The sequence below is a fragment of the Pseudomonas simiae genome (assembly GCF_900111895.1).
Lineage (GTDB): Bacteria > Pseudomonadota > Gammaproteobacteria > Pseudomonadales > Pseudomonadaceae > Aquipseudomonas > Aquipseudomonas simiae.
The window spans coordinates 1-23,448 of the sequence record NZ_FOKB01000015.1 but is presented as its reverse complement, the minus strand read 5'-3'; the positions used below and the strand labels follow the sequence as shown (position 1 = coordinate 23,448).

The window sequence follows — 23,448 nt, the reverse complement described above, 5'->3', positions numbered from 1 at the left end:
AAGTGAACATGGACATGAACCTGCTCCACGACATCACCTTTTATGTGATGTATGCCGCGATGGCCATCGCGATCTTTATCACCATCGAACGCGGGATTTACTTCGCCTATGTACGCAGGCAAGCCCGTGCGCTGACCGAGGTGCTGGGCGCCAATGTGCACAGCGAGCGCGACCTGCCGGAAAGCCTGATCCGCCGTGACAGCCTGCCGCTGAGCATGGTGTTGCCGGTCCTGGCACAGAAAGCCTCGCAAGGTTCGCGCAAGGACCTGGATGACGTGATCGAAACCCAATACCTGACCACTCGTGCGCCACTGGCCCGCAGCCTGTGGATCATCGAAACCATCACCACCGCCGCCCCGCTGTTGGGTTTGCTGGGCACCATCCTCGGCATTATCGACACCTTCAAGGCGCTGGCCACGGCGGGTGTGTCTGATCCAGGGCAGATTTCCGGTGGTATCGGGACGGCCTTGTTCGCCACCGGCCTGGGGATCGCCATCGCGCTGTTCTGCGTGGTGTTCCACAACTTCTTCCAGGACAGCCTGGAACGCATCAACGATCAGCTGAAAATCCTGCTGATCCGCGCCGCCACCGGCGCCCGCGTGCAGAGTGAAGTGCCGCACCTGGTGCCGACGCCGCTGCACAGCCGCACGGCGTAACCGTAACAGCGGGCGCGCAATGCGCCCGCTTTTCTTTTCCGATGGGAATCCCTATGTCCGTTTCCTTGAAATTGCGCATTGCAGGCCTGGCAGGCTTGCTCATGAGTCCGCTGGTCCAGGCGGACTTTTCGATTCCGGGGTTTGAACTGGTGCACACCGTGCCGGTGGACACCGCCCTCGGCACCGACGACTTGCGTCAACCGGGCCCGGTATGGAGCGAACTGTTCGACGGTGCAAAAAGCAGCATCGATATCGGCCAATTCTACGCCGTCGATCACCCGGGCTCGGTGATGGACCGCGTGATTGAACGCCTGGAAGCCGCCGGTAAACGCGGTGTGAAGATTCGCTTTCTGCTGGAAGAAAAAGGCATCAAGTTGTCGGAAGCCTCCACTCTGGAACGCTTGCGGGCGATCCCCAACCTGACCTTTCGTGTGTTGCCCTACGCGCGCGTGAGCGGCGGCATCATCCACGCCAAATACTTGGTAGTGGACGGCAAGCAGGCCTTCGTGGGCAGCCAGAATTTCGATTGGCGCTCACTGGAACACATCCACGAAACCGGGCTGCGCATCACCGACCCGACCGTGGTAAGCCAGGTGCAAGCGATCTTCGAGCAGGACTGGAAAGCCCAGCAGGCCTTGACCGACAACCAACCGGTGCCGCTGCCTGCCACACGCAATGCACCACCGCGCACCGGCAACTACCTGGTCGCCAGCCCGCAACGCTACAACCCACCGGGCGTGGGCGACTCACAGTTGGAACTGCCACGCCTGCTGAACGAAGCGAAGCACGAGGTGCGCGTGCAACTGTTGGACTACGCGCCGCTGTCCTACGGACCCGACAAGACGCGTCCGTACTACGCGGTGATCGACAACGCCGTGCGCGCGGCAGCGGCACGTGGGGTGTCGATAGAGCTGATGGTGTCCAACTGGAACACCGACGCGCTGGAACTGCCCTACCTCAAAAGCCTGTCGGTGTTGCCCAACGTCCAAGTCAAGATCGTCACCCTGCCGCAAGCCAAGCAAGGCTTTATCCCGTATGCGCGGGTGATCCACAGCAAGACCATGGAGATCGACGGCCAGGTTGCCTGGATCGGCACCAGTAACTGGTTGGGCGGGTATCTGGATAATTCGCGCAACCTGGAAGTGGTGATGCGCAGCGAAGCGATGGCCAAGCGTGTCGGGGAATTGCATGCGCAATTGTGGGATGGGCCCTACGCTAGAGCCTTGAACGTGACCGAGGAGTACCCCGAGCCCCACCCTGGCCAGCATTGACCAGTGGCACCTGAGTAGTGGTAGTGTGTGGAAATGTTTCTGACAGATTGATCAGAAACTTCCCACTCACTACCTGCAAAGGAATGCGTCTCTCCATGCACTTCCCACTCAAGCAATTGGCGGCTGCCACCCTGTTCGCCGCGAGCCTCTCGGCCCTATCCAGCCCCGCGTTCGCTAACATCACTCCAGACCAGAGCACGGCGATTCTCAAGAGTTTCAGCGAAACGTCCGTCACCGATTTTCGCGGTTTCCTCGGCACACTGGCCAAGGGCAACATGGGCAAAACCAGCGACGTGGGCCCGGCGATCAATGCCTTCCTCGACAATAAAACCCTGAGCGCCGACCAGCAGAACGAAATCAATCGCCTGCTCGGCATCTACACCCGTGTGAAATACGGCAAGGCCGCCACCGAAACCCTGCGCGAGCTGGTGGAAATCCCGACCTTTAATGTCGACGGTCTGCCGCAATACAAGAACCCGGAATTCATCAAGATTGCCGGCAAGATCCAGGACCTGGCCAAGGCCTTTAACCTGAACTTTCGCAACATCGACAACCGTGTGTACGAAATATCCCTGGAAGGCAGCGGTGACGAAGTGGTCGGCATCCACGCCCACGCCGATGTGGTGCCGGTGACGCCGGAAAATTGGGTGCTGAAAGACGGCACCAAGCTCGATCCGTTCAAGGTCACGCTGATCGGCGACCGCATGTACGGACGTGGCACCGAGGATGACAAGAACGGCATCGTGGTAGCGATGTATGCCATGAAGGTGATCAAGGAAGAAAAACTGCCGCTGGCGCGCAATTTCAAGCTGCTGGTGGACACCACCGAAGAAACTTCCGGCGACGCGATTCCGTATTACTTCGAAAAGAACCCGACACCGCAGTACAACCTGGCGCTGGACGGCGGCTACCCGGTGGTGATTGCCGAGAAAGGCTACGGCACGGTGATGGCTACCTTCCCGCGTCGCAAGGGTGAAGGCAAAGGCGCGGAAATCATCGCGATGACCGGCGGCATGGCCACCAACCAGATTCCGTCGGCCTCGGTGGCAACGTTCGTCAGCGACAAGCCTGCCGAATTGGCCGCCAGCCTGCAGAAGGCCGGCACCGAATACGCCAAGCGCAACGGTGGTGATTTTGAAGTGGCCACCAAGGTCGATGGCAAAGACGTCAAGCTGACCGTCACCGGCGTGTCCGCGCACTCGTCCGAGCCGGAATCCGGGGTCAACCCAGTGGCGCGCATGCTGGAGCTGATTCACAGCGTCGATGGCAAGATCGCCCTCAAGCACAACCACATCACTGACGCCGCCCGTTATGCATCCGACAACTGGGGCCTGGACTACTTGGGCGGCAAGCTGGGCGTGGGCTTCTCCGATGAGTTCATGGGCCCGCTGACCACTTCGCTGACCTTTGTCGGCCTGGATGACAAAGCCTTCAAGCTGGCGGTGAACCTGCGCGTGCCGAAGGGCAAGTCGCCGGAAAAACTCAAGGCCGAGATCGCCGACAAGCTGAGCGCCTGGGACAAGAAAACCAAGGTCAAAGTGGACTTCACCTACTCGGTGGCCGAACCGATGTACCGCAACCCTGAAGGTGAGTGGGTCAAAGCGCTGTTGGCGGTGGCCAGCGAAAACCTGGGCATGGATCACACGTTCGGCACATCGGCCGGCGCGACCTCCGTGCATGAACTGCCCAACGGCGTGCAATTCGGCCTGGCGCGTCCGGAAGTGAAGTACACCGGGCACACCGACAACGAATTCAAGACCGTCGACCAGTTCCTGCTGGACCTGCAGATCGTGACTGAAATGATGGGCCGTATCGGCCAACTGCCGAAGCTCTGAGCCACGCGATGGCCCCAGCGCCCTGGCAACTCTGGCGCATGCAAACAAAAATGCCGCTCATGACTGAGCGGCGTTTTTTTCAGGGGAAGATGCGCGTAGGAAATACCTGATTCTGTTTTGAACACCCCTACCTCCGCTTCGCGGTGTTAGCTTCGGCAGGCACTTTCAACTGCCTACGAAGATAGGAGTGCCACAACAATGAAGGCATCACTTAAGCACCTGCTCGCCGTCGCTCTGGTCGCCTCCCTCTTTCTGCTTATCCCACCCGCGCAGGCCGCTATCTCCCCGCAGCAAAGCACCACCATCCTCACGCACTTCAGCGAGACACCACCCACAGACTTCCGTGGGTTCCTGGAGCGGCTGGGCATGGACAACCTCCCCATAGGCAGCGACCTCGGCCCGGCAATCAGCGGTTTCCTTGGCGGCAAGGCTCTATCCACCGAGCAGCAAAACCAGATTCATCGCCTGCTTGGTCTATACGCCCGATTGAAATACGGCGACGCCGCCCTTGAAACCCTGCGCGAACTGGTGGCCATCCCGACCTTTCGCGTGGAGGGCGTTGCCCAGCATGACAACCCCGAATTCATCAAGATCGCAAACACACTCAAGCACTTGGCAGAATCATTCAACCTGGCCTTTCGCAACATCGACAATCGCGTTTATGAGATATCCCTGAACGGTGCCGGTGATGAAGTCGTGGGCATTCACGCGCATGTCGACGTAGTGCCCGCCAACCCGCAGAACTGGGTATTGGAAGACGGCACCCGACTCGACCCGTTCAAGGTCACGCAAATCGGTAACCGCTTGTATGGCCGGGGTACGGAGGATGACAAGAACGGTATCGTGGTGGCGCTCTACGCGATGAAAGTCATCCAGGAAGAGCAGTTGCCGTTGGCCAGAAACTTCAAGCTGCTGATCGACACCACTGAGGAAATCGCCGGCAACGCGATCGCCTACTACTTTGAGCGCAACCCAACGCCTCACTACAACGTGGCACTGGATGGCGGTTACCCCGTGGTGATAGCCGAGAAAGGCTATGGCACGGTGACGGCGCCGAAATCCTCTCCCTCACCGGAGGCCTTGCCGCCAATCAGATCCCGCTGACATCGGTTGCCCTGCTTGTGAGTGAACATCCCGTTGAATTGGCTGCCAGCCTGCAAGCGGCGGGCAACGACTATGTGAGGCAAAATGGCGGAAACTTCAACGTGACCACCCAGGTCGTTGACGAGAAGGTCAGGCTGACCGTGACCGGCGTGTCCGCGCACTCATCAGAGCCCGCATTCGGTGTGAACCCGGTCGCCAGGATGTTGAGCTTCATCCACAGCCTGGACGGGAAAATCGCGCTCAAGCAAAACCATATTTCCGACGCGGCGCGCTACGCCGCCGACAACTGGGGACTGGATTATCTGGGCGGCAAACTGGGCATTGGCTTTTCCGACGCGTTCATGGGGCCGCTGACCACAGCATTGACCTTTATCGGAATGGATGAAAAGACCTTCACCCTGACCGTCAACCTGCGAATACCGAAGGGAAAACGCTTAGCCGAGCTCAAAGCCGAGATTGCCGACAAGTTGGGCATCTGGAGCCAGAAGACCGGCATTTCCGTGGGACTGGACTACTTGATGACCGAACCGATGCACCGCGACCCTAAAGGAGAATGGGTCAAGGCTTTACTGGACGTTGCCAGCGAAAACCTCGGCATGGAACGCAAGTTCGGTTCCTCTGCCGGCTCCACCTCGGTACATGATTTACCCAACGGCGTGCAGTTCGGCCTGGCAAGGCTCGACGTGAAGTACACCGGCCACACCCACTACGAATTCAAGACCGTCGACCAGTTCCTGCTGGACCTGCAGATCGTGACTGAAATGATGGGCCGTATCGGCCAATTGCCGAAGCTCTGAGCCAAGCGCTGATGTAAAGCAGCCCGCCGCAAAGGCGGGCTCTTCACGCTTGCAGCATCAATATATCCTCGAAAAAACCACCGACCGGTTCCGTGGGATGGCACAGCTGGATTTCCAGCACCCAGGCCATTTCGCTCGGTGGGATCTCCAGATCGGCCAGGTCCTTGCACTCGAACAATGCGTGAGGAAAATCCGCAAGGCGATGCCCCGCGAGATTGCGCGCCAGCCTCCAGCCTTTTGACACCGCGCTTTGCTCGGCAAAGTCATAGAGTTCGCGCCCGGTGAGGCCGCGCAACCAGGCCTCGCGGGTCTCGTCGAAGACCTCGTGCAGTGCCGCGCGGCATGCCAGGTGCAACGGCAAATCACCGAACACAAAGGTATCGCCATAATCGCCTTCATAGCCGTCCCACACCGGGCCCAGGTCGACCACGGCGATATCGGAGGCGCGCAGCCTGCGCTGACGGTCAATCCCTTCGCGGGGGGGCCGGACCGTGTCGTCGCCAAAGCGGATATAGGTCGGATGCCAGGTGTGGGATGCGCCCATGGCCTGCAGCTGCTCGGCGGCCATGTCGAGGGCTTCGCCGGTGGTCATGCCAACCTTGAGGCGGCTCGCAATCGCCGCCAGGGCACGGATGGATTGGTCACGTGCCGCCAGCATGCCGTCAAACGAGTAGCGGGGGCCGACTTTTTCCCAGATCGGGTCAAACGCGGGCAAGGGCGTTTGCGCGCCTGAGCAACCACTGGGCACAAAGGCTTCGGCAACAAACCGGTGCGCCGGCAAGCCCGCGTCGAGACACTGCTCGCGGGCCTGGCGGATCATTGCGGCGTTACCGCACGCGTACACCTGCGCTTGCTCCCAGGCATGCCCGTGACTCAACGCAACCTCCTGCACCCTACCCTGCGACGCCAGCACCGGATGCCAGCAAAAACCCGGGTGCGCGGCGCTCGCGTCAGCCAGGAATGCACGGTCATAAAAATCCGCAGGTTGCGCCCCTCCCCAGTACAGCGTGACTTCGACGTTGCGCGCCAACGCTGTCAGCAGGATCGGCTTGATGCCCGCATAACCGGTGCCGGTGGCGAACAGGACGACAGGGCTGTCATCCGTTTCCTGCCAGGTGCAGGCACCAAACGGCCCTTCCAATTGCAACAGGTCCCCGGCATCGAGGTCGCTGAGGAGCGTCTCGGAAAACAGCCCACCGCTTACCTGACGAATCTGAAACACCAGGCGCCCATCGTCTCCGGCCGGCAGGTTAGCGATCGAGAAGCACCGCGAGTCGCCATCGACCAGGCAGAACTTGAGGTACTGGCCCGCCCGCACCACCAGCGGCCTGTCCGGCATCATCACCAGTTCAATGATGTCGGGGCTCAGTGCGCGCTTGCTCACGACCTGCGCCTCGACCACCCGCGCGGGCGTGTCCAGCGACCATCCGGGGATTTCCAGGCGCATGTCGCCGCAGGCGTGGCTCTGGCACAACAGCATCTCATTGGCTGCCAACGGATAACACGGCGCGGGTGCATCCGGCGCCAGGTATTTGGCCCGGTATGTCCCTTCTGCGACCACCACCTTGCATGAGCCACAGGCCCCGCGTCGGCAGGAAAACGGCACCGACAAACCGTTGGCGAGCATCGCATCCAGCAACAGTTCGTCACCGGCCTCAAAGGTTTTCCCCGAGGGGGACAGTTCGACGATATGGCGTGTATTCATAACAACCTCGGGGTGAGTGAGGCTTGATTGTTGCGTTAGACTAGGCCCATTAAAACCTCCAGTTTTGGATACTTCAGATGGTCCAGATGCGAAAATGGCGCCCGCTGCTCAAGCTGGACGACACTGCCAGGCAGGCGTCCTACCGCAAGATTGCCGAAGGCCTGGTGGCCGCAATCGTGGAAGGACGATTGGCGCCCGGCACCTTGCTACCGGGCACACGGGAGATGGCGCAGTTGCTCGACGTCAACCGCAAGACCGTGATCCTGGCCTACGAAGAGGCCTTGACCAAGGGTTGGCTGGTCAGCGAGCCGCGGCGCGGAACGTTCGTCAATGCGCAGTTGACGTCAAAACAACTGCCGAGTCGCGCGCAAGCGTCCTTCGCTCCGCCCATCCTGGCGCAGACCACCGCTGCGTATTTCACCCAGAACGCCCAGGTGACCGCGCTGAATCATCGGCATGACGCGCTGTTTTTCGATAACGGCACCAGCGACCACCGCTTGCTGCCCCAAGCCGTGTTGCACCGCTATTACCGCAACGCCCTACGCAACAGCTTCGCGTCCAACACCCTGCGCTACGGCAGCGAGGGCACCGGCTACCATTTGCGCTGCGCCCTGGCCGAGATGCTGCGCAACAACCGTGGGTTGACGGTCAGCGCCGAAAACATCTGCCTGACCCAAGGCACCCAGATGTCGCTGTACCTGACCGCCAGCCTGTTGCTCAGACCCGGCGACGTGGTCCTGGTGGAGCGCCTGAGTTACCCACCGGCGTGGGAAATCTTCCGCAAGCTGGGCGCGCAACTGGTCACGGTGGACATCGACGAAGAAGGCTGTCGCACGGACCAGATCGACCGCCTGTGCCGCGAACATCAGGTACGGATGATCTATCTCACGCCGCACCACCAGTTCCCCACCACCGTGAGCCTGCACGCAGCACGGCGGCAACAGTTGCTGGCATTGGCGGCGCTGCACGACTTCTGCATCATCGAAGAAGATTACGACCACGAGTATCACTTCAATGGGCGGCCCTACTTGCCCCTGGCAAGCGATCGCGCCCAGCGCCATGTGATCTATGTCGGCTCCTTATCCAAGGCCCTCGGCTCGACGTTTCGCTGCAGTTATGTGGTGGCTCCCGCGCAGGTGGTCGACGCCCTGCACAGCAACGCCGCATTGATGCTGGGCGATGCCGATGCAGTCGCGCAAACCATGCTCGCAGACCTGATCAACGACGGCGAACTCAAGAAACATCTGCGCCGGGTGTCGAAGGAATACCGCGCCCGCCGTGAAACCTTGCAGACGTGCCTGCATGAGGCGTTCGGCGAGCGGATCAGTGTACGGGAGCCAGAAGGCGGGCTGGCGCTATGGGTGCGGTTCGACGCTCAGATAAACGTCGACCGGATGGTAGCAAGCGCATTGGACCACGGGCTGGTCGTCCGCAGCGGCCGACAGTTCTCACCGATGGACCAGGCGGAAAATGCGCTGCGCCTGGGCTTCGCATCGCTGAACCAGGAAGAAATCCGCGAGGCCACGTTGCGCTTGGCCAAAGCGGCGAACGCACGATAAAACGCGCACAAACAAAAACGCCGATCATTGCTGATCGGCGTTTTTGTTGAATATGGAGCGGGAAACGAGCTTCTTACTAAACGCCTATCCCTTTGAAAAAATTGAACTCTTAAGTTCAACAACGCTTTCTATGGACAGCGTTATGGACTACTTCTTTGGGCATGACAAGCCTGTGAATCGCGCGGCTTACTGCATTGGCCGTTCTGACCGCCTGCGCCACTTCGGGAGACGCGACAAAGCGCAGTTGACCGGCTAGTGAAGCCTTAGCTTCTCGTGCCTTTACATGCGGGAAACTTGGAACACCCCCAGAACTGACGCCCCGCATGCTTCCCCTTACGTGCGGTACGACGAACCATGGAAGCGCCGCAGCTCGGGCAAGCGTTCGTTGCAGATGAACGCGTGGTAGTCGACACCGACGAACGAGAGGTCACCGGCGCTGGCTGGGCTCTGCTCGGCTGTATCTGCGTTCTTTTGGGAACATCGATAGAGATTGCAGCTGGCGCAGGCACGCTAATCCCCAACGCAGCACAATCATGTTGCGCGATAGCACGCGCTTGGAGTGCATGCGAGAGCGCCTGATCTGGTGCGTTTTTGGCAGAAAGGCAGCGTGGTATAGCAGCTTGCAAAGCAGCCAATCCCGACTGAATTTTTCTTTGGAGCTCTATTTGTTTAGTTGCGAACGTCGCACGAGTGGACTGCTCTGCTTGTAGATCGGACGGATCGGGTGTGGCGTTATAGCGGAATTTGCTCTCATGTCCCTGACGCCAAGCTAACATCTTTGCTGTCAGCGCCTCTCCGAAACCTGGCACCGCTCGAACTGCTGAAGCTGTGATGTCCGCAGCCGTCTCAATACCAAAAGAAGCAAGCGTGGCAGTCTTCCCCGCTCCGATGCCAGGTATGGACGCCCGTCGGATCAAAAATCGATCCAGGAAAACTACGCGCTGGCGCTCCTCGCGTGTCAACTTCAGCTGACTGAGCGCCTGAGCAAGACCCGTTTCGACCTGCCGATATCGAATGACTGCATCTTCCAAATCGGCATGCAAGATATGCATCTCTCGCAGACCAATTCTTTGAAGATAAGCTTGAGACGCCAAGCGCACTTTACCGTCAGCATCTTGATAGGCTTTGCGGAAAGGCGTTGAGTCCACTTTATTGGTAGCAAAGACCCGAACTAAACCGAAAAGGCCGAGACCGCCCCACAGCAGGGCTGCTCTTGGAGCGAAAACACAACCAATAATTGCAATTAGTAAAGCGACGCCTCCCATGATCGCTGGACCATGGCGCTTACCCTTTGCTTGCGTCACAGCAACGCTGGGGGCAGCGATAGTGCCACTCCAAACCGGCAGAACCTCCTCTGGAATAGGGAGATGCAGTGCTCGAATAGCCGCCCAAACGCGTTCTAAATCGAAAGGCCCTGCCAACGGTACAGTGCCAACAACCAGACCTTGGGGAAACATTTCGACCCCCGACTGACTCGCCAGCCGACACCACAAACAAGAAGTTGCCGAGCCTGGAAAATAGTGGGTTGATACGTCTGCGCAGCGGCGCAATCCCCTCTCGAGTCCTTGGAGCAAACTGACCCAAGTAGCGGGGTCCGGACGTGACGATGGTGAGAGACCAAACGCACTTTCCATTGCCGTCGCTATTGATCCAGGATAATCCGCGAGCAGCACGGAGCCGGGCGGCGGCGTGGTACGTGTATCGTTCCGTCGATCCATAGAAAAGGCAAAGCGATTCTGTGCGATCGATTGACCCAGAGACAGATCCGGACCGTTATAACGGCCGGCATAGGGGTGCTTGCCCATCGCAATCAACTGGAAAATAGCAACCGCAAGGCCGAAATTGTCGTGAGCCTGAGTGCGGACGACTTTTGCAAGACTACCTCCATGAAGCTCCGGTGGTGTGAAGTCTTCGGTGCCTACCACACAAGGATAAGCGTGGCCTTTCAAACTGAACTGAAAACTGTCGGCATCAATCAATGCGACCGTCGCATCGGGACCTACCAGAACCCCAGAGTGATTGAGGTCGCCGATGATGCATCCGGCCTGATGCACTGTGGCGACAGCACGTGCGACATTCTGAGCCACGCGGACCAGAAAGCGATAATCAGCCTTTGGAAAGTGCATCTTGCGGGATTTTGGACTGTATAGCTCATGCAGCGCGCGGTATCCCGCCACCAGCCGCATGGTAAAACCGAGAAAGTTGCCAGAGCCATCAGTCACCACTTCGGCCGGAAAAGCGACGAGGGTTGTTGCCTCAGCCAATCGCCCGTCAATCATCGCTCGAACTTTGTTCTCGCGGGAACCTCGCAACTCGGACTTGTAGATCTTGACCGCGCAATCTCCCCGCCCCACCAGCGCGTACACATCGCCTTCGCCACCTTTGCCCAGTTGCTTGTCGAGTCGCTCGGTTTTACCGCCGATCTTGACCTGCGTAGAACTCATCGATACGACACCAAAATGAGCGTCTTGTCATCATCTGTGCGTTCACATAGCGAAGGGCTCTGTAAATAACGCGCGAGTGCCTCTGATAACTCGGCAAGGCGCCCATCCGCCCGTGCTTGATCCACCGGTTTGATCATCGGGTCGAAGAAGCGAGCAAAAGGTTGTTGCGTAGCCTGCTCCAGCGCAACGGACTCAAGCCCATCTGAAAAAAGCGCGAACGCGTCGTGCTCCCGATCGAAGCGATAGGTGTGCAGACGAACTTCAGGATCATCAGTAACGAAATAGGTCGTCGAAGCAAACTCACCATTCTCCGGCCAGCAAATGGCCTCCCACACACCCGCCTTGCGCGCCACGAGTGCACTATCGCCGATCTGTAAGGCCAAAACCTGATCTTTGAACACCACCAGCATGACCAGTGTGGCAGCAAACTGTCGCCGAGTTACGCCTCGCTTCTGCGCGACCATAGAAAGATGATCGCGGAGTTGGTCAATCCAGCACATGATCGTTTCGTCGCCTGGTAAAACCTCATGCTGTTTAAACCAGTTACGAAAATCGACCAGCAGAGTGCGACAGACTAACGCGGCACCCTGCCTACCGTGACTGGCGCTGCCCGCCCCATCAGAAACGATTGCACACATTGCATCTGGGTGGACGCGCATGACGCTAAACGCATCCTGCTTGCGTGTACCCATTCGTAGATGCGACGTGCCAATACACGATGCCGCGGCCCAGCGCCAATGCAGTCTATTCTGCAACTGCCCACCCCGTTGGCCCTGTCGGATTGGCGAGAGGAACCGCATCCCCCGGACTCGATTGCGATACGGCGCTCAGCGAGCTCGATAACCAAGCGAAGAGCTCTCGAAACGCCAGACCTTTCAGCTTGAGAGGTTGACGTGTTCCCAACTGAGTGAGAGTCGACATCTCCGCACCTTCAACACCGACGGAGTAGAACATGAACTCCTTTCGTTCCTCGCCCTCATGAACACGTCGGCGCGCTTCCTGCCAATTATCCGTAGGTGCACCGTCTGTAATCAGGAAAACCCAAGGCCGGTAATACTTGACGCCGTTGGATCGGTAACGCTCTTTGCGTTCACGCAACAGATCCAACGCACGCTCAACGGCCTCTCCCATTGGCGTAACACCACTGGCTTCTAACATTTCAGGGAAATAACCATCAACGGTCGTGAACTCGGTTTGGACGTTGACCGGTCCAAACGTCACCACTGCCAACTCTACCCGCTTCGCTGCCATTGCATCGGCATACAACTCTTCTTTGAAGAATTGCAGCGCATCGTTCAATTGGCGGATTGGCGCGCCATTCATGGACGATGACGTGTCCAACAGCAGTATGCAGGGGCATCGTTGCTCCGGATTCTCTGCAAACTCGGCGTCCGCAAAAGGTTGCTGCTCAAAATCGGTCATCTTGTCCCCTTTCAGTCCCTGACGAAGCTGTCATACGTGATAGCACGATAACATTGCGGATCACAGAACGCACAAAATGATAGGGACAGCCTTCAGCAGCAGCGTCTCTCCCACCCCACCCAGACGCCGTGATGGACAGGCTTGCTACCCGCATCCTCTTCCTCTGAAGTTTCCCCGCCACCTTTACGACCGAAGCGTCTCACCAATTTCCTCAATGGCAAAACCAACGTCATGGCCGGCACGAATCAACTCCGCAAACCGCAGCATCACTGAGGAACTGACATCGTGGGCCAACGCTATGGTCATCAATTCCCGTATCGGTTCGTCAAGCTCTGCTCCGACACTAGGTGAACACCCTTGCCCGGTGAGCCAGGTAACAAGGGAAGAGACCATGTGCCCTGAGGTATTTTCGTCAACACCCAGAATTTCACCCAGCACCATGCCCAATGTTCCGGCGGGATGCTGGTCCGGGCGACTCCATGACTTGAGTTCAATCGACTCACGCCGCACCTTCTCCAGGTTCCGCCGAATCTTCCCGGGAATGGTCGCCGCCGCTTTTGGACGATTGTAGTACTCGCGATTAGCTAAACTTGCGGCATCTCTGACTACCTTCCAGACCACCGACCAGAGCTGCGAGACGCTATAGGTTTCCAGTGCCGATCGTAGGGTACTTTTAATTTCTTCCAGCTCTTGTTGAGTTAGTTCATGGTTATAGAGTTCGCATTGGATACCCAGATAGCGCATAACATCAGCAGCTGAGTAATCAAGCCACAGATTGAAGATCCCTTCCGCGTCTGTGTACACCCTATCCGACAGACTCCGGATAACCTCGTCTGCACTTCTGGATTCAGCATCGGGTGCCAAACGGTAAACCACTTGGTCCCTCACCATCCAAATCTCATCGCCCTCCCAATAGTAGGTACCCGGCCTGGCCTTGCTGGGATCATCAAGGACCAGCCCTGCCTCGCGCAACTGCAGCACAAAGTCACCGATATATAGTGGTGCGAGTCCTCGGCAGTCACCTATTGTGAAACCGCCATTGGCCAGTCTCGGCGTAATGGCCCTGTCTAACGCCAACAGCATCAGCACATGAGCATCCGGAATCGCTGAGTAGTCCACCGTTCGGGTTGACTGATTGCGGCAGAATTCTGCCAACTGCCGCTCAAGCTCCGCAGCTTTCGACCTTTTAGCTTCCAGCGCAATGTCATCCTGATCTTTCTGACACAACGTACAGAGCTTGATGGATGGCTGGGGGAGCTTCTTAGCCTGTGAGCGATTCTTTATTTCGATCAATTCTGCGCATCTGGGGCAGACCTGATTTTCATCGAACGCGTTGCAACGCTGCCGTACGAAACTGGCCAGCGTAACGCCCTGAGACATTTCAATGAGACCCGCTAGGGCGCTAACTTTTTCGAGGTATTGACCAAACTCATCGACGGCCCAATAACGCTCGATCAACTCAATTTCTTTAGGGTCGTCGGTCAACATTTGTAGCCTGATTGTCATGTAAAAGTCCTATTTCTCTCGCTGTAAATTCATCTCAATACTGGCTGTTTTTCGCGGTACCGCTCAGCGTTGCGTAACGTCGAAGGAGGTCTTTTTGCTCCGCCGCTCTTCCAGCAACGTCCTCGGCAGCACAAACCCTTCAAAGCTGCGCTGGGTGATCGGGTTGTTGGCCTTCTCCGCGCCGATGCGATAACGCATGAGCCCATCAGCAACGGCAAAGGTCAGGTCCACGCTGGTGTCGGTGCGGCCATTGAGGTGCCCGCGACTGAGCAGCCGAAACAACGACCACGGCCCGCGATAGCTCAGGCTGGCGGTATTTCCGGTGCTGTGCACCAGCGTCAGTTGACTGCCATTGGTGTTGCCCAGGCTGTTGGGCCATACCAATCCGGTGCGTTGCGGCGCGCCGTGCTGGTAGGGGATCAGTTGGCCGTCGACGCTGAGCATGCTGCTCAGGCGGGTGGCACTGAGGGCCAGGGGTTCGATGGTGAGTTGTACTGCCAGGTGGCCGCGATGGTTGAAGAAGGTGTCACGGATACGCTCGACCTTCTTGAGCTGTTCCAGTACGTCGCTGCGCACCAGGTAGCCGCCGAGGCTGTCGGAGTACAGGGCGTCGAGGTTGTCTTTGAGGAACACGTTCAGGTATTGATCGTGGAACTGCTGCAGGCGCCCTTGCGGGCCAAAGAAGGCTTCGAAGTCTTCCAGCGAGGCGTCCTCGCCGCTGGCCTTGAACGGATAACGGCCTGCCAGGCGGTCGCGGTAGAAGCTGTAGATTTCACTGTCCCAGCGTTTTTCCAGCTCGCGCAAGGCGGCAATCACCAGTACCTGTGAGGTCTGGTCGGCGAGTTTTTTGACCTGTTGGTTCAGTGGCTCGGGCAGGCCCACGGCGACACGCTGCAGGTTAGCGATGGGATCGGCACCGCCCAGGGAGAAGCGATTGAGTACAGTTTTCAGCGCCGCCTTGCCGGGATCGGGATTGTCGTGCACGGCTTTGGCGTAGTCGTAGACGGCGCTGACCGAACGCAGGGTTTCTTCGTAATAGGATGGCTGCTCGCCTCGCGCAGTGGTCAGTTCCGCCAGGCTGGAGAACGCGCGGCGAATCCCTGCTGCTTGTTGTTGACCATCCGATACCTTGTCCAGCGTGAGCGGCACTTGCCCTTCGGCCAACGGCACCGACGGGTAGATCACGCTGTTATCGCGCAGGGTTTCCAGCAAGCGCCGCAGGGGGGCGGCCGGGCCGGTGACTTGTTCCAGCACCGCCACGCCATGGCTGAGGTCGTCGAAGTCGGTGACCGCAAACTGATTCAGTGCACGTCGCCAGCTGTCAACGTAGTCGGCGCTGTACAGGGCGCGAATCCGTTGGGTCAGCACTTTGCGGTCTTCGTCGGAGTAGTCCAGGCGTTGCCGTTCGCCGAGCACCCACTGGTCGATCATGGCCAGTTCGATAATGCCCTCGGTGCCGGGCTCGAAGTAGTCCTTGAAACCCTTGGCGGTGAGTAGCGGCGGCAACTGCAGGCCGCTGCCCTCTTGATCGGTGTTGAGCGGGCGGTAGACGATATCGAACGCCGGGCCGACCTCGTTGCGCAGGTCCAGCGGGCGATGCAGGCGCTCCAGAGCATCCTGTTTCAGGCTCATGTAGACCCGTTCGGCCATGGGCAACTGGCGCAATTGCTGTTGCACCTGGGTGATGCGCTCTCGGTAGTGCGGCAGGTCGGCGTCGGCGTATTTCAGCGCGTAGCCCAGGTGCCCCATCAGATCGGCCTGCAGCTGGCCCTGGCCTGGATAGGCACGCTGCCATTGCTTGGCGACCCATTCTTCGACGATGGCCGGGCGGCGATTTTGGCGCTCTTCGAGCATGCGATAGACGCGCAAGGCCGCCAGTTGTTGATTGCTGCCCGCGGGCGCGGTATTGATTGCATCCAACACACCGCTGGCAATCGCCGGGAGGAAGCGTTTGGACAATAGATTCAGGTACGCCTCATCCACGGTGGGGCCAATCGCCCTCCCCTGATACAGCCCCATATCCGACAGCAACGGCCAAGCCTCGCGGTAGTCGCCGTAGACCAGCACCGCATCACGGATCTGGTCCAGCGGCACCAGCAGGTTACGGCCGGTGGTATCCATCTTGGCGTCGATGTCTCGACCACTGAATTCCTGGCTCTTGGCCAAGACGTTGGCAGCCTTGTCGCGGTTGATGTTGAAGTAAAACTGCCAGGTTCCGATGACCACCAGAACGCCCAAGGACGCGACACTGAACCCGGCGATTAGCAGCCGCCGCTTGTTGCGGGCCACCTTGATGTTATCGCCCGCCAGGCCCGCTTCGGGGTAGATCACCCGCTGGAACAGTTGCTGGGCAAAGTAGATCGCCGTGCCACCGGCCGGTTTGACCTCGGGAGGCGGTGGCGGCAGTTGATAGGCTTGCCCCGCTTCTTTGACGAAGGCATTGCTCAGGGTGCCTTGCTGCAAGACCGAAGAGAAATACAGCCCGCGCACCAGCGCCGGGGTGGTGAAACGGTCACTGCCGAGCATTTCGCCCAGGAAGCCAAACAGTGCCGGGCGTAGGCCCGCCATCTGATGCACCAGCGCCTGTAAACGATCGCGTTCGGTGAGCCCCGATGACGTCCTGACGCCGTCGAAAATCTGTTCGCTCAGGCAGGCGACAAAGGTTTGGTATTGGCGCGTCAGCTCCGCCAGCCAGGCATCGAAATCATCCACCGCGTCCAGGCTGAAGGTGAAGCCCAGCAGGTCTTCGCGCCCACTGCGCGACAACCGGGCGAAGAACTCTTCGAAGCCTTCCAGCAGGTCGAACTTGCTCAGCGTCACGTACACCGGCAAGCGCGTGCCCAGTTGCCGCGTCAGCTCAAACAGCCGGGTACGCAGCAGGTTGGCGTGGGCCTTGCGTTGTTCGGGACGTTGCGCCAATAAGGCCTGCACATCGATCACCAGCACCACGCCGTTCAATGCACGACGGCTGCGGTTGCGCGCCAGCCAATCGAGCAGGTGCGACCAAAGGCGCGCATGGGCGCCTTTGGGTAACACCGGTTTAACCTTGCCCTGCTGCTCGATCGCTTCAGCGGGTGAGTCCGGGTGACTGAGGAACTCACCCGGCGGATCGATCAACACCGCCTCGTCACCGATCCACCAATCCACCGGATAGGCCAGTTGCTCTTCCTGGTGCGCCCTGACCCCGGCCTTGGTCACATGGGACAAGGCAAAGCTCTGGTTGGAGCGCGTGATCAGGCTGGTCTTGCCGGCATTTTCCTCACCCAGCACCAGATACCACGGCAGTTGATAGAGCGAACGGCGGCGCTCCATGTTGTTCAGCAAGTTGCCCAGGCTGCGGTCCAGCGCTCGCTCCTGTGCCTCGATATAGGGCAGGCACGGGTCGGCTTGCACCGCCGCCTCATGTTGGCGTTCAAGCTGCAGCCGGTGGTAACGATTACGCACCCGCCATGCCCAGATCAGCAGCGGCACCACCAGCACCACGACACTGGCCGAGACGCGCATCGCCAACTCACTCAGCGGCTGATGTTCACGCCAAGTCCATTGCGGGCCCAGCCACCAGATGGCGATCAATAAAAACACTACGCCCAGCAGCACCAATACGGGCACCGCCTGGTTGAATTGGCGCAGTGCCGGCAGGCCCCAGCCTTTGAGGTAACCCCAGACCGTTTTCATGAATCGCTCCTAGCGTATTTGTAGAGTTCGTTGCCCACCGACAGGATGAACATGACCCCCTTTGCTCTCGCTAACACCCTTTCCATGGTCATGGCTTGCGCTCCGCAAAACTGGCGATGAACTCATCAAGAATTCGTTTATTTTCGGCCGCTTCTTCAGGGGTAGGCCTGCGGGGGTTGAACCAGGGATCAGGCTTGGGCGCGACCGCGCCGTAGCGGATGCGCACGGACTTTAGGATCGCGTCCCACACAGCCATGGCTTCGTAGTCGGTGAGCGAGGGGTTGACGGGTTCTGCTCGCGGAGGGCGGTCCGGGCGTTGCCAGAGCGGTAGTTCGTAGCCTTTGTTGGCGAAGTTGGGGAGGGTCCAGCGAACGAGGTCTTTGGGTTTATTCGGATCAATGGCGGAGCGTTTTTTTCCGCCTGCCGACAACCGAAAACTCATTGCCGGACGACTCAGTGAGGGATTGTCGCGATAGTTCTCGCTCACGAAGAGTATTTGACGGTGAGTATCGTCACTGAAGCCGATCAGGGATTCTTCGGCTTGCATGTCGGCCAGGGTGATTTTTCCTGCCCGCAAATTTTCATAATCGCCAGCGAGAAATATGTGCGTGTCTTTTTTGGTACGAAGATGCAAACGCTCTTCATCATCCGCTGATAACGCGTTGATGTAGACGTTCAGCGCTACGTCCGATGCTGGGGGACGAAAGTTGAAGCTGGCGATTTCCTGATCATGATGGCTTCTGATCACGATGGGGCCCAAGGCGAAGCCCGCACCTGCGTTCTGCGGTGCAGTAACCTTGAAGATTTCTTTGGAGAGCTTTAGCAAGCGGTTTTCGACGGGCTGAGTATTCCCATTATGTGAATCCGCACGAAGCAAAACATAGACATCATCAATCAGCAGATGAAACTCATGAACGAACCAATCCGGGAGTTCAGTGCTCTCGAAATACTGAAACGTTGCCCTTTGCGGTGTCTCCCTCCAAGCTGAAACCAGCATCGGTATATCATTCATTTCATCGTTTTTGATTGCCGCGATTCGACGCGCCCTTTCCTCCAGCGCAGCATCAAACCGCTCTTGCGTCACGCCCTCCCCCAATACACGCACTTCAACGGATGAATGATCGGCACCCAGCCCGTAATAAAGCTTCACATCTCCGCCACCCGACCAGTTGGCGGGCAGGTCGATCAGCCCACGGCCCAGCGCCCAGGTGCGCATGTTGCTTGTCAATTCGTGCACAGTTTTTTTCTCCTGTTCGCTAGGTTGTTTGAACGAGACACAGCCAGTGAGAGAACCCAGCACCAGACATGTAAAAAAAAGAATCAGCTGACGCATAGGGGCCTCTTGGCTTTCGCCGTTATTTTGATAAGGGAATAGAGGGTGAAATGCTGCGCTACCGGGCTGGCATATGAGGCCTCATGATCGAAGCCGGGGGCCTTGATTTGCTGGCGAACTTCACCATTACGCGCATGTTTGACCGGCGCGCTGCCCGAGCTTACTGGGACGGTGCCGTCGCCGGAGCCGTCCTGCATTTGGCAATGCAATTCCCAGTAACTGGTCTGTACGGTTTTGATCGGCGCATCGGGATCGCCACGCAGCGGCGGCACGGGTTCGGCTTGACCGCCCACATACACAGGGCTGCGCCCGTCATCGCGCACCTCATGCATCTGCAGGCTGGATACGGTGAAAGCATCGGGGCGTGAGGCATGAGGACCATTGAGGCGAGATCCACGCTGCATTTGCCAAGTGATGGATTCAAAGCTGCGATGTTTGTCATCGTTGCCGTAGTAGACATAAGTTTGAGGGTGGTAGAAGCCGCTGATACGTCGATGAAAGGCTTGTGCCCTGTTTATGTTGCCTGCATAGGTTTCCCAAGTAATCGCATCACCATCCTTGGGCGCCAACCATTCTTCACGCAGTAATCCCCACCAACGGTCGCGGCATAAATAGATCTCTTCGTAAGGATCCTTTACGGGTTGGCGCGGCATCGCCGAAACGCCTTGGTGGTCAATCAGCCGCAGCCAACCTGGAGCGTAATTTTGGGTGGGCAGCAATTGCAGGGCACCGGGAGCTTGCGCGAAAACGGCGGTCACTTCCTGGCCTGTCGGGCCAATCACTGCACCGGCAATGGGATCTTCGTCGCTCATGCCGACCTTGCAACGGCGATAAGCAACCGGTGCCCCAGTGGCGGGCATCACCCCATGTACAACACCGGCAATTTTGGCGGCCATACCGGGCAACTGCGCACATCGACGCGCCACCAATCCGCCCATGGAATGAGTGACGAGTATCACCTGCTGACAGTTGCGACCGTATTGGTGCATCAGTTCGTCGATGCGATCGGCCAAACGTTGCGCTGCGACTTTGTTGGAATCCAACCAGTTATAACCACAGGCATGCACCGGCATTCGATAGCCGGCGCGCGCCACCAACTCATCCGAAAGAATCGACGGCAACTGGCTGGCCAGGTTGGCACCCAGCCCTGGCATACCGATGGGCATTTCGGGTTTTAACCGGGTGATGTGAGTCGGCCCCGGCTCGACGGCAACGGTATGCAGGTGCTCTGGCTGGATATCGAATTGTGGCCATTGGTGCGGCAGGAATTGGCTATTGAGCGCCTCCTCCAACCAGAGCAGAAATGCGTGATAGCTGGTCTCACTGACCTCACCCCAACCACGTTCTTCATAGCGTGTTTTCAGGGCCTGAAGGGTCTTTTTGCGGCCTAACCCAGGCGGTGCCAGGACCGTACCGGCAGCGCGTTCAGGCACCGCGCCCTTGTTGTCGACTTCCACCCTGGCCGGGTGCAGGAGTTTTTGTCGTATACCGGCTTTTTTGTTGATCCAGTTCAGGGCCAGCCACATATTTTTGCCCATGAAGCCCGCATCCAGCCGCCAGACAGGTACGCCCTCCTCCCCCGGCTCCTCGCCTTCCTGCTCCTCAGGCTTACTCTTCAAATTCGACCCCATGATCCCCGGCACGAATATCACCGGCAATATCCCATCCGGCGGCAAAATGCAGTGCACTGGGTCGGTAATGCTGCTGGGCGTCATAGTCCAGGTATGCACGGGATTACCCCGAGCGTTATAGGTCATGGGCGCAACACGAGGCGCCGAGGGGTTATCGGTCATACGGGTTCTCCGTTATCCAGCCATTCCAATACAAGCCCTTCCAGCGTCATGCCCTGTTGCAGGGTGACGAAGCCTTGCGCATCGGTGCGGCCTTCAAAACGTGCGCCATCCTTGCGAAGCAATGCATAGGCGCGGTTGCGGATGGGGTTGCCGTCGGTGAAGAAGGTTTGAAAGCGTTCGTTGAACGCGGTGCTGGGCCAGCTATTGAGTTCCGCTGCGGCATCGCTTGGGTCAATGAAGTACTTGTTCGCAGCCTTCACCGTAAAGTTGCCGGGCATCCCCAGTTCGATATTGCCGCCCTGCATCTTGATATAGGCCCCGCCGCACAACAGGGTGATGTGCTTGTCAGCCGCCACCAGCACATGTTGCTGGCTGGCGCTGATTTCCACGCTTTGGTCCGCCTGCACCTGAATGCTGTTGTGCTGGGCCTGCAATAGCAGTTGGCCGTTGTGGGCGATATGGCGCATGTCGCCGCCCTGGGCGAACAGGCCAAGTTCGTCGCCCGCATTGATCACCACTTTTTTACCGGCGGTAAATTGCTGGTTCTGTTGCGCCACGCTGTCGATGTGTTCGCCTGCGCCCAGGACGATACTGCGGGCCGACGCGACGGCGATCCCGGCTGGCCCACTCAACGCGATGATGGGCTGAGCACCATCGCCGTTACTCTTGGCCTGATCATTGGCGCCATGGCCCAGCGCATTCACTGCCCCCGTCAGGGCCTGTTGTGGCTGAAAATCCTGGGCAATTGCTTGGACGTTTTCGGCAGATACCCCCAGCTGTTTGGCCAATGTCAGAGCGGCGTGTAATACCTCGATCACCTGTTGGCGTTCCAATTGACCGGCACCGGCCTTCAATTGCGCCTCGGCGGTCAGCAGCAAACCTTTGGCCCCGCGCAGCGCGCCGTGACCATCAGTGCGCAACTCAAACCCCTCCCCTCTCGGTTGACCACCACCGTAATGGCGCGGGTGGGTGAGAAAACCCAGATGCAGAGCGCTATGCTCGTGATCGCTCATCAATGCAGCACTGATTTGCGCAGTGGTGTCGTCAATGCGCAACTCGTTGGCGCGTGTGCCCTTGAACTCGCGGCTTTTGGTCGTCGCTACGGCGTTGAGCTTGGGCAGCTCGTAAGGCGGCAGATTGGTTTGGCGGTAGGCCCGCCCCGTGGCAATGGGTTGGTCTGGGTCGCCATCCAGGAAGCTGATGATCAGTTCCTGATTCACCCGTGGCACGGCCATGGCGCCCCAAGTCGCCCCGGCCCAGCCCTGAGACACACGAATCCAGCACGAACTTTGATCGTTGTTTTTGTCCGACCGATCCCACGGAAACTGCACCTTGACCCGGCCCCATTCATCGCAATAAATCTCCTCGCCGGGAGGGCCGACCACCGTGGCGATCTGCGGGCCGTCGATGCAGGGTTTGTCACGCAGTGGCGCTTTCCAGTCCGAGGTCCAACGGATGGCGCTGGCCTTCATTTCATAAGACGTACCGAGACCGCTGCCGAACGATTCTTCCTGCAGGCTGGTGTGCTGCTTGCCTTCGTGTTTGATGGCGATGGTGCGCCAACGGTCGTTGAAGTCCTCGCGCGGATGTTCGCTGAGGTCGAAGGCCAATCCCGGTTGCAGGCGTTCGTCGTCGCCTTCCAGATGCGCTAGCTTGGCGTCGTTGCGCAGGGCGGCCAGGCGCGTTTTGGTGAAGGGCTTGCCGGCGATGTCGCGCTTGTAACGGCCAGGGTAGTCGTAGCGTTCGTAGTCCTTGTGCTGGTTGTTCAGGTCCTGATCGCCGGTGGCGGTGTGCTGCTGGTTGTAGCGCGGGTGGGTGAAGGTGTAGTCGCGCTGCACTTGCACGGCGGTGCGCACCTGTTCGGTGTAGTGGAAGCGGTTCAGGGCCGGCTCCAACGCGTCGCCGCCACTCATCGGTTGGTAGATCACCGGGCAATCGGTGTGGGTGCCGATGGTGCCCAGGCCGCCGACGCGGTCGGTAAGGACCAGGGTGTGGCCGTCGGCGCGGTGTTCGAAGGTGTAGAGCAGGCCTTCTTCGGCGGCGAGGCGGGCGAGGAAATCGAGGTCGGTTTCGCCGGCTTGTACGCAGTACTCGCGGGGTTGGTGGTCGAAGCAGATCTCGCTGCGGATGTCGGTCAGCTTCTGCTCGGTCAGTACGCTGGTGATGATGTCGGGTACGGTCTGGCCCTGGAAGATGCGCCAGTTGGAGCGCAGGTCGAAACGTTTCAGGGTCGGTTCGACCACGGCGGTGTAGCGGGTGCGGCGAAAGCCGGTGTCGCCCTGTTGGAACAGGCTGACCAGGCCGTGGACGTAGCGCACCGGGGTGTCGTCTCGCCAAATGGTGAACAC

The 23,448-nt window shown here is 58.9% G+C and carries 13 protein-coding genes and 1 pseudogene; 5 read left to right on the top strand and 9 right to left on the bottom strand.

The genetic code is table 11. From position 1 onward, the window contains the following. Positions 1-8: 8 nt before the first annotated feature. The 4 genes and pseudogenes from BMZ57_RS27990 (at position 9) to BMZ57_RS27975 (ending at position 5,663) form a co-directional block, all read left to right on the top strand. On the top strand, positions 9-656 hold the full coding sequence (locus tag BMZ57_RS27990) for a MotA/TolQ/ExbB proton channel family protein (RefSeq protein WP_029529194.1): 648 nt from the start codon (positions 9-11) through the stop codon (positions 654-656). Between the two features lie 53 nt (positions 657-709). Next, positions 710-1,927 (top strand): phospholipase D-like domain-containing protein, encoded by a 1,218-nt coding sequence (locus BMZ57_RS27985; protein ID WP_069673184.1) that lies wholly within the window; start codon positions 710-712, stop codon positions 1,925-1,927. 95 nt (positions 1,928-2,022) lie between these two features. Further along, positions 2,023-3,762: a dipeptidase gene (locus BMZ57_RS27980; RefSeq protein ID WP_069673185.1), complete on the top strand. Its 1,740-nt coding sequence runs from the start codon at positions 2,023-2,025 to the stop codon at positions 3,760-3,762. A 198-nt stretch (positions 3,763-3,960) separates the two neighbouring features. Beyond that, positions 3,961-5,663 (top strand): annotated as a pseudogene (locus BMZ57_RS27975) (dipeptidase). Positions 5,664-5,706: 43 nt separating this feature from the next. On the opposite strand, the gene BMZ57_RS27970 reads toward BMZ57_RS27975, so the two are convergent. Next, on the bottom strand, positions 5,707-7,368 hold the full coding sequence (locus tag BMZ57_RS27970) for a M24 family metallopeptidase (protein WP_069673186.1): 1,662 nt from the start codon (positions 7,366-7,368) through the stop codon (positions 5,707-5,709). 77 nt (positions 7,369-7,445) lie between these two features. On the opposite strand from BMZ57_RS27970, the gene pdxR reads away from it, so the two are divergent. Further along, a complete protein-coding gene (pdxR, locus tag BMZ57_RS27965; RefSeq protein WP_069673187.1) occupies positions 7,446-8,927 on the top strand; it encodes a MocR-like pyridoxine biosynthesis transcription factor PdxR in 1,482 nt (493 codons plus the stop codon). Between the two features lie 263 nt (positions 8,928-9,190). On the opposite strand, the gene BMZ57_RS29925 is transcribed toward pdxR, so the two are convergent. From BMZ57_RS29925 to BMZ57_RS27925, 8 genes are all read right to left on the bottom strand, one after another. After that, positions 9,191-11,371: a topoisomerase DNA-binding C4 zinc finger domain-containing protein gene (locus tag BMZ57_RS29925; RefSeq protein ID WP_069673188.1), complete on the bottom strand. Its 2,181-nt coding sequence runs from the start codon at positions 11,369-11,371 to the stop codon at positions 9,191-9,193. Continuing rightward, on the bottom strand, positions 11,368-12,126 hold the full coding sequence (locus tag BMZ57_RS27955; RefSeq protein ID WP_437436599.1) for a PP2C family serine/threonine-protein phosphatase: 759 nt from the start codon (positions 12,124-12,126) through the stop codon (positions 11,368-11,370). The genes BMZ57_RS29925 and BMZ57_RS27955 overlap by 4 nt, the downstream gene beginning before the upstream one ends. Continuing rightward, positions 12,116-12,793, bottom strand: coding sequence for a vWA domain-containing protein (locus tag BMZ57_RS27950; protein WP_069673189.1), 678 nt, complete (start codon positions 12,791-12,793; stop codon positions 12,116-12,118). The genes BMZ57_RS27955 and BMZ57_RS27950 overlap by 11 nt, the downstream gene beginning before the upstream one ends. A gap of 183 nt (positions 12,794-12,976) precedes the next feature. Continuing rightward, a complete protein-coding gene (locus BMZ57_RS27945) occupies positions 12,977-14,299 on the bottom strand; it encodes a hypothetical protein (protein ID WP_069673190.1) in 1,323 nt (440 codons plus the stop codon). A gap of 63 nt (positions 14,300-14,362) precedes the next feature. Then, positions 14,363-17,974: a type VI secretion system membrane subunit TssM gene (gene tssM, locus BMZ57_RS27940; RefSeq protein WP_069673191.1), complete on the bottom strand. Its 3,612-nt coding sequence runs from the start codon at positions 17,972-17,974 to the stop codon at positions 14,363-14,365. An 88-nt stretch (positions 17,975-18,062) separates the two neighbouring features. After that, positions 18,063-19,307 (bottom strand): T6SS immunity protein Tli4 family protein, encoded by a 1,245-nt coding sequence (locus tag BMZ57_RS27935; RefSeq protein ID WP_069673192.1) that lies wholly within the window; start codon positions 19,305-19,307, stop codon positions 18,063-18,065. Further along, the gene (locus BMZ57_RS27930; RefSeq protein ID WP_069673193.1) at positions 19,295-21,100 is read right to left on the bottom strand and encodes an esterase/lipase family protein; all 1,806 of its coding nucleotides are present in this window, start codon (positions 21,098-21,100) and stop codon (positions 19,295-19,297) included. Before BMZ57_RS27930 ends, BMZ57_RS27935 begins: the two co-directional genes overlap by 13 nt. Next, the coding region (locus BMZ57_RS27925) for a type VI secretion system Vgr family protein (protein WP_069673194.1) at positions 21,097-23,448 on the bottom strand (2,352 nt) is incomplete at its 5' end. The genes BMZ57_RS27930 and BMZ57_RS27925, both read right to left, overlap by 4 nt.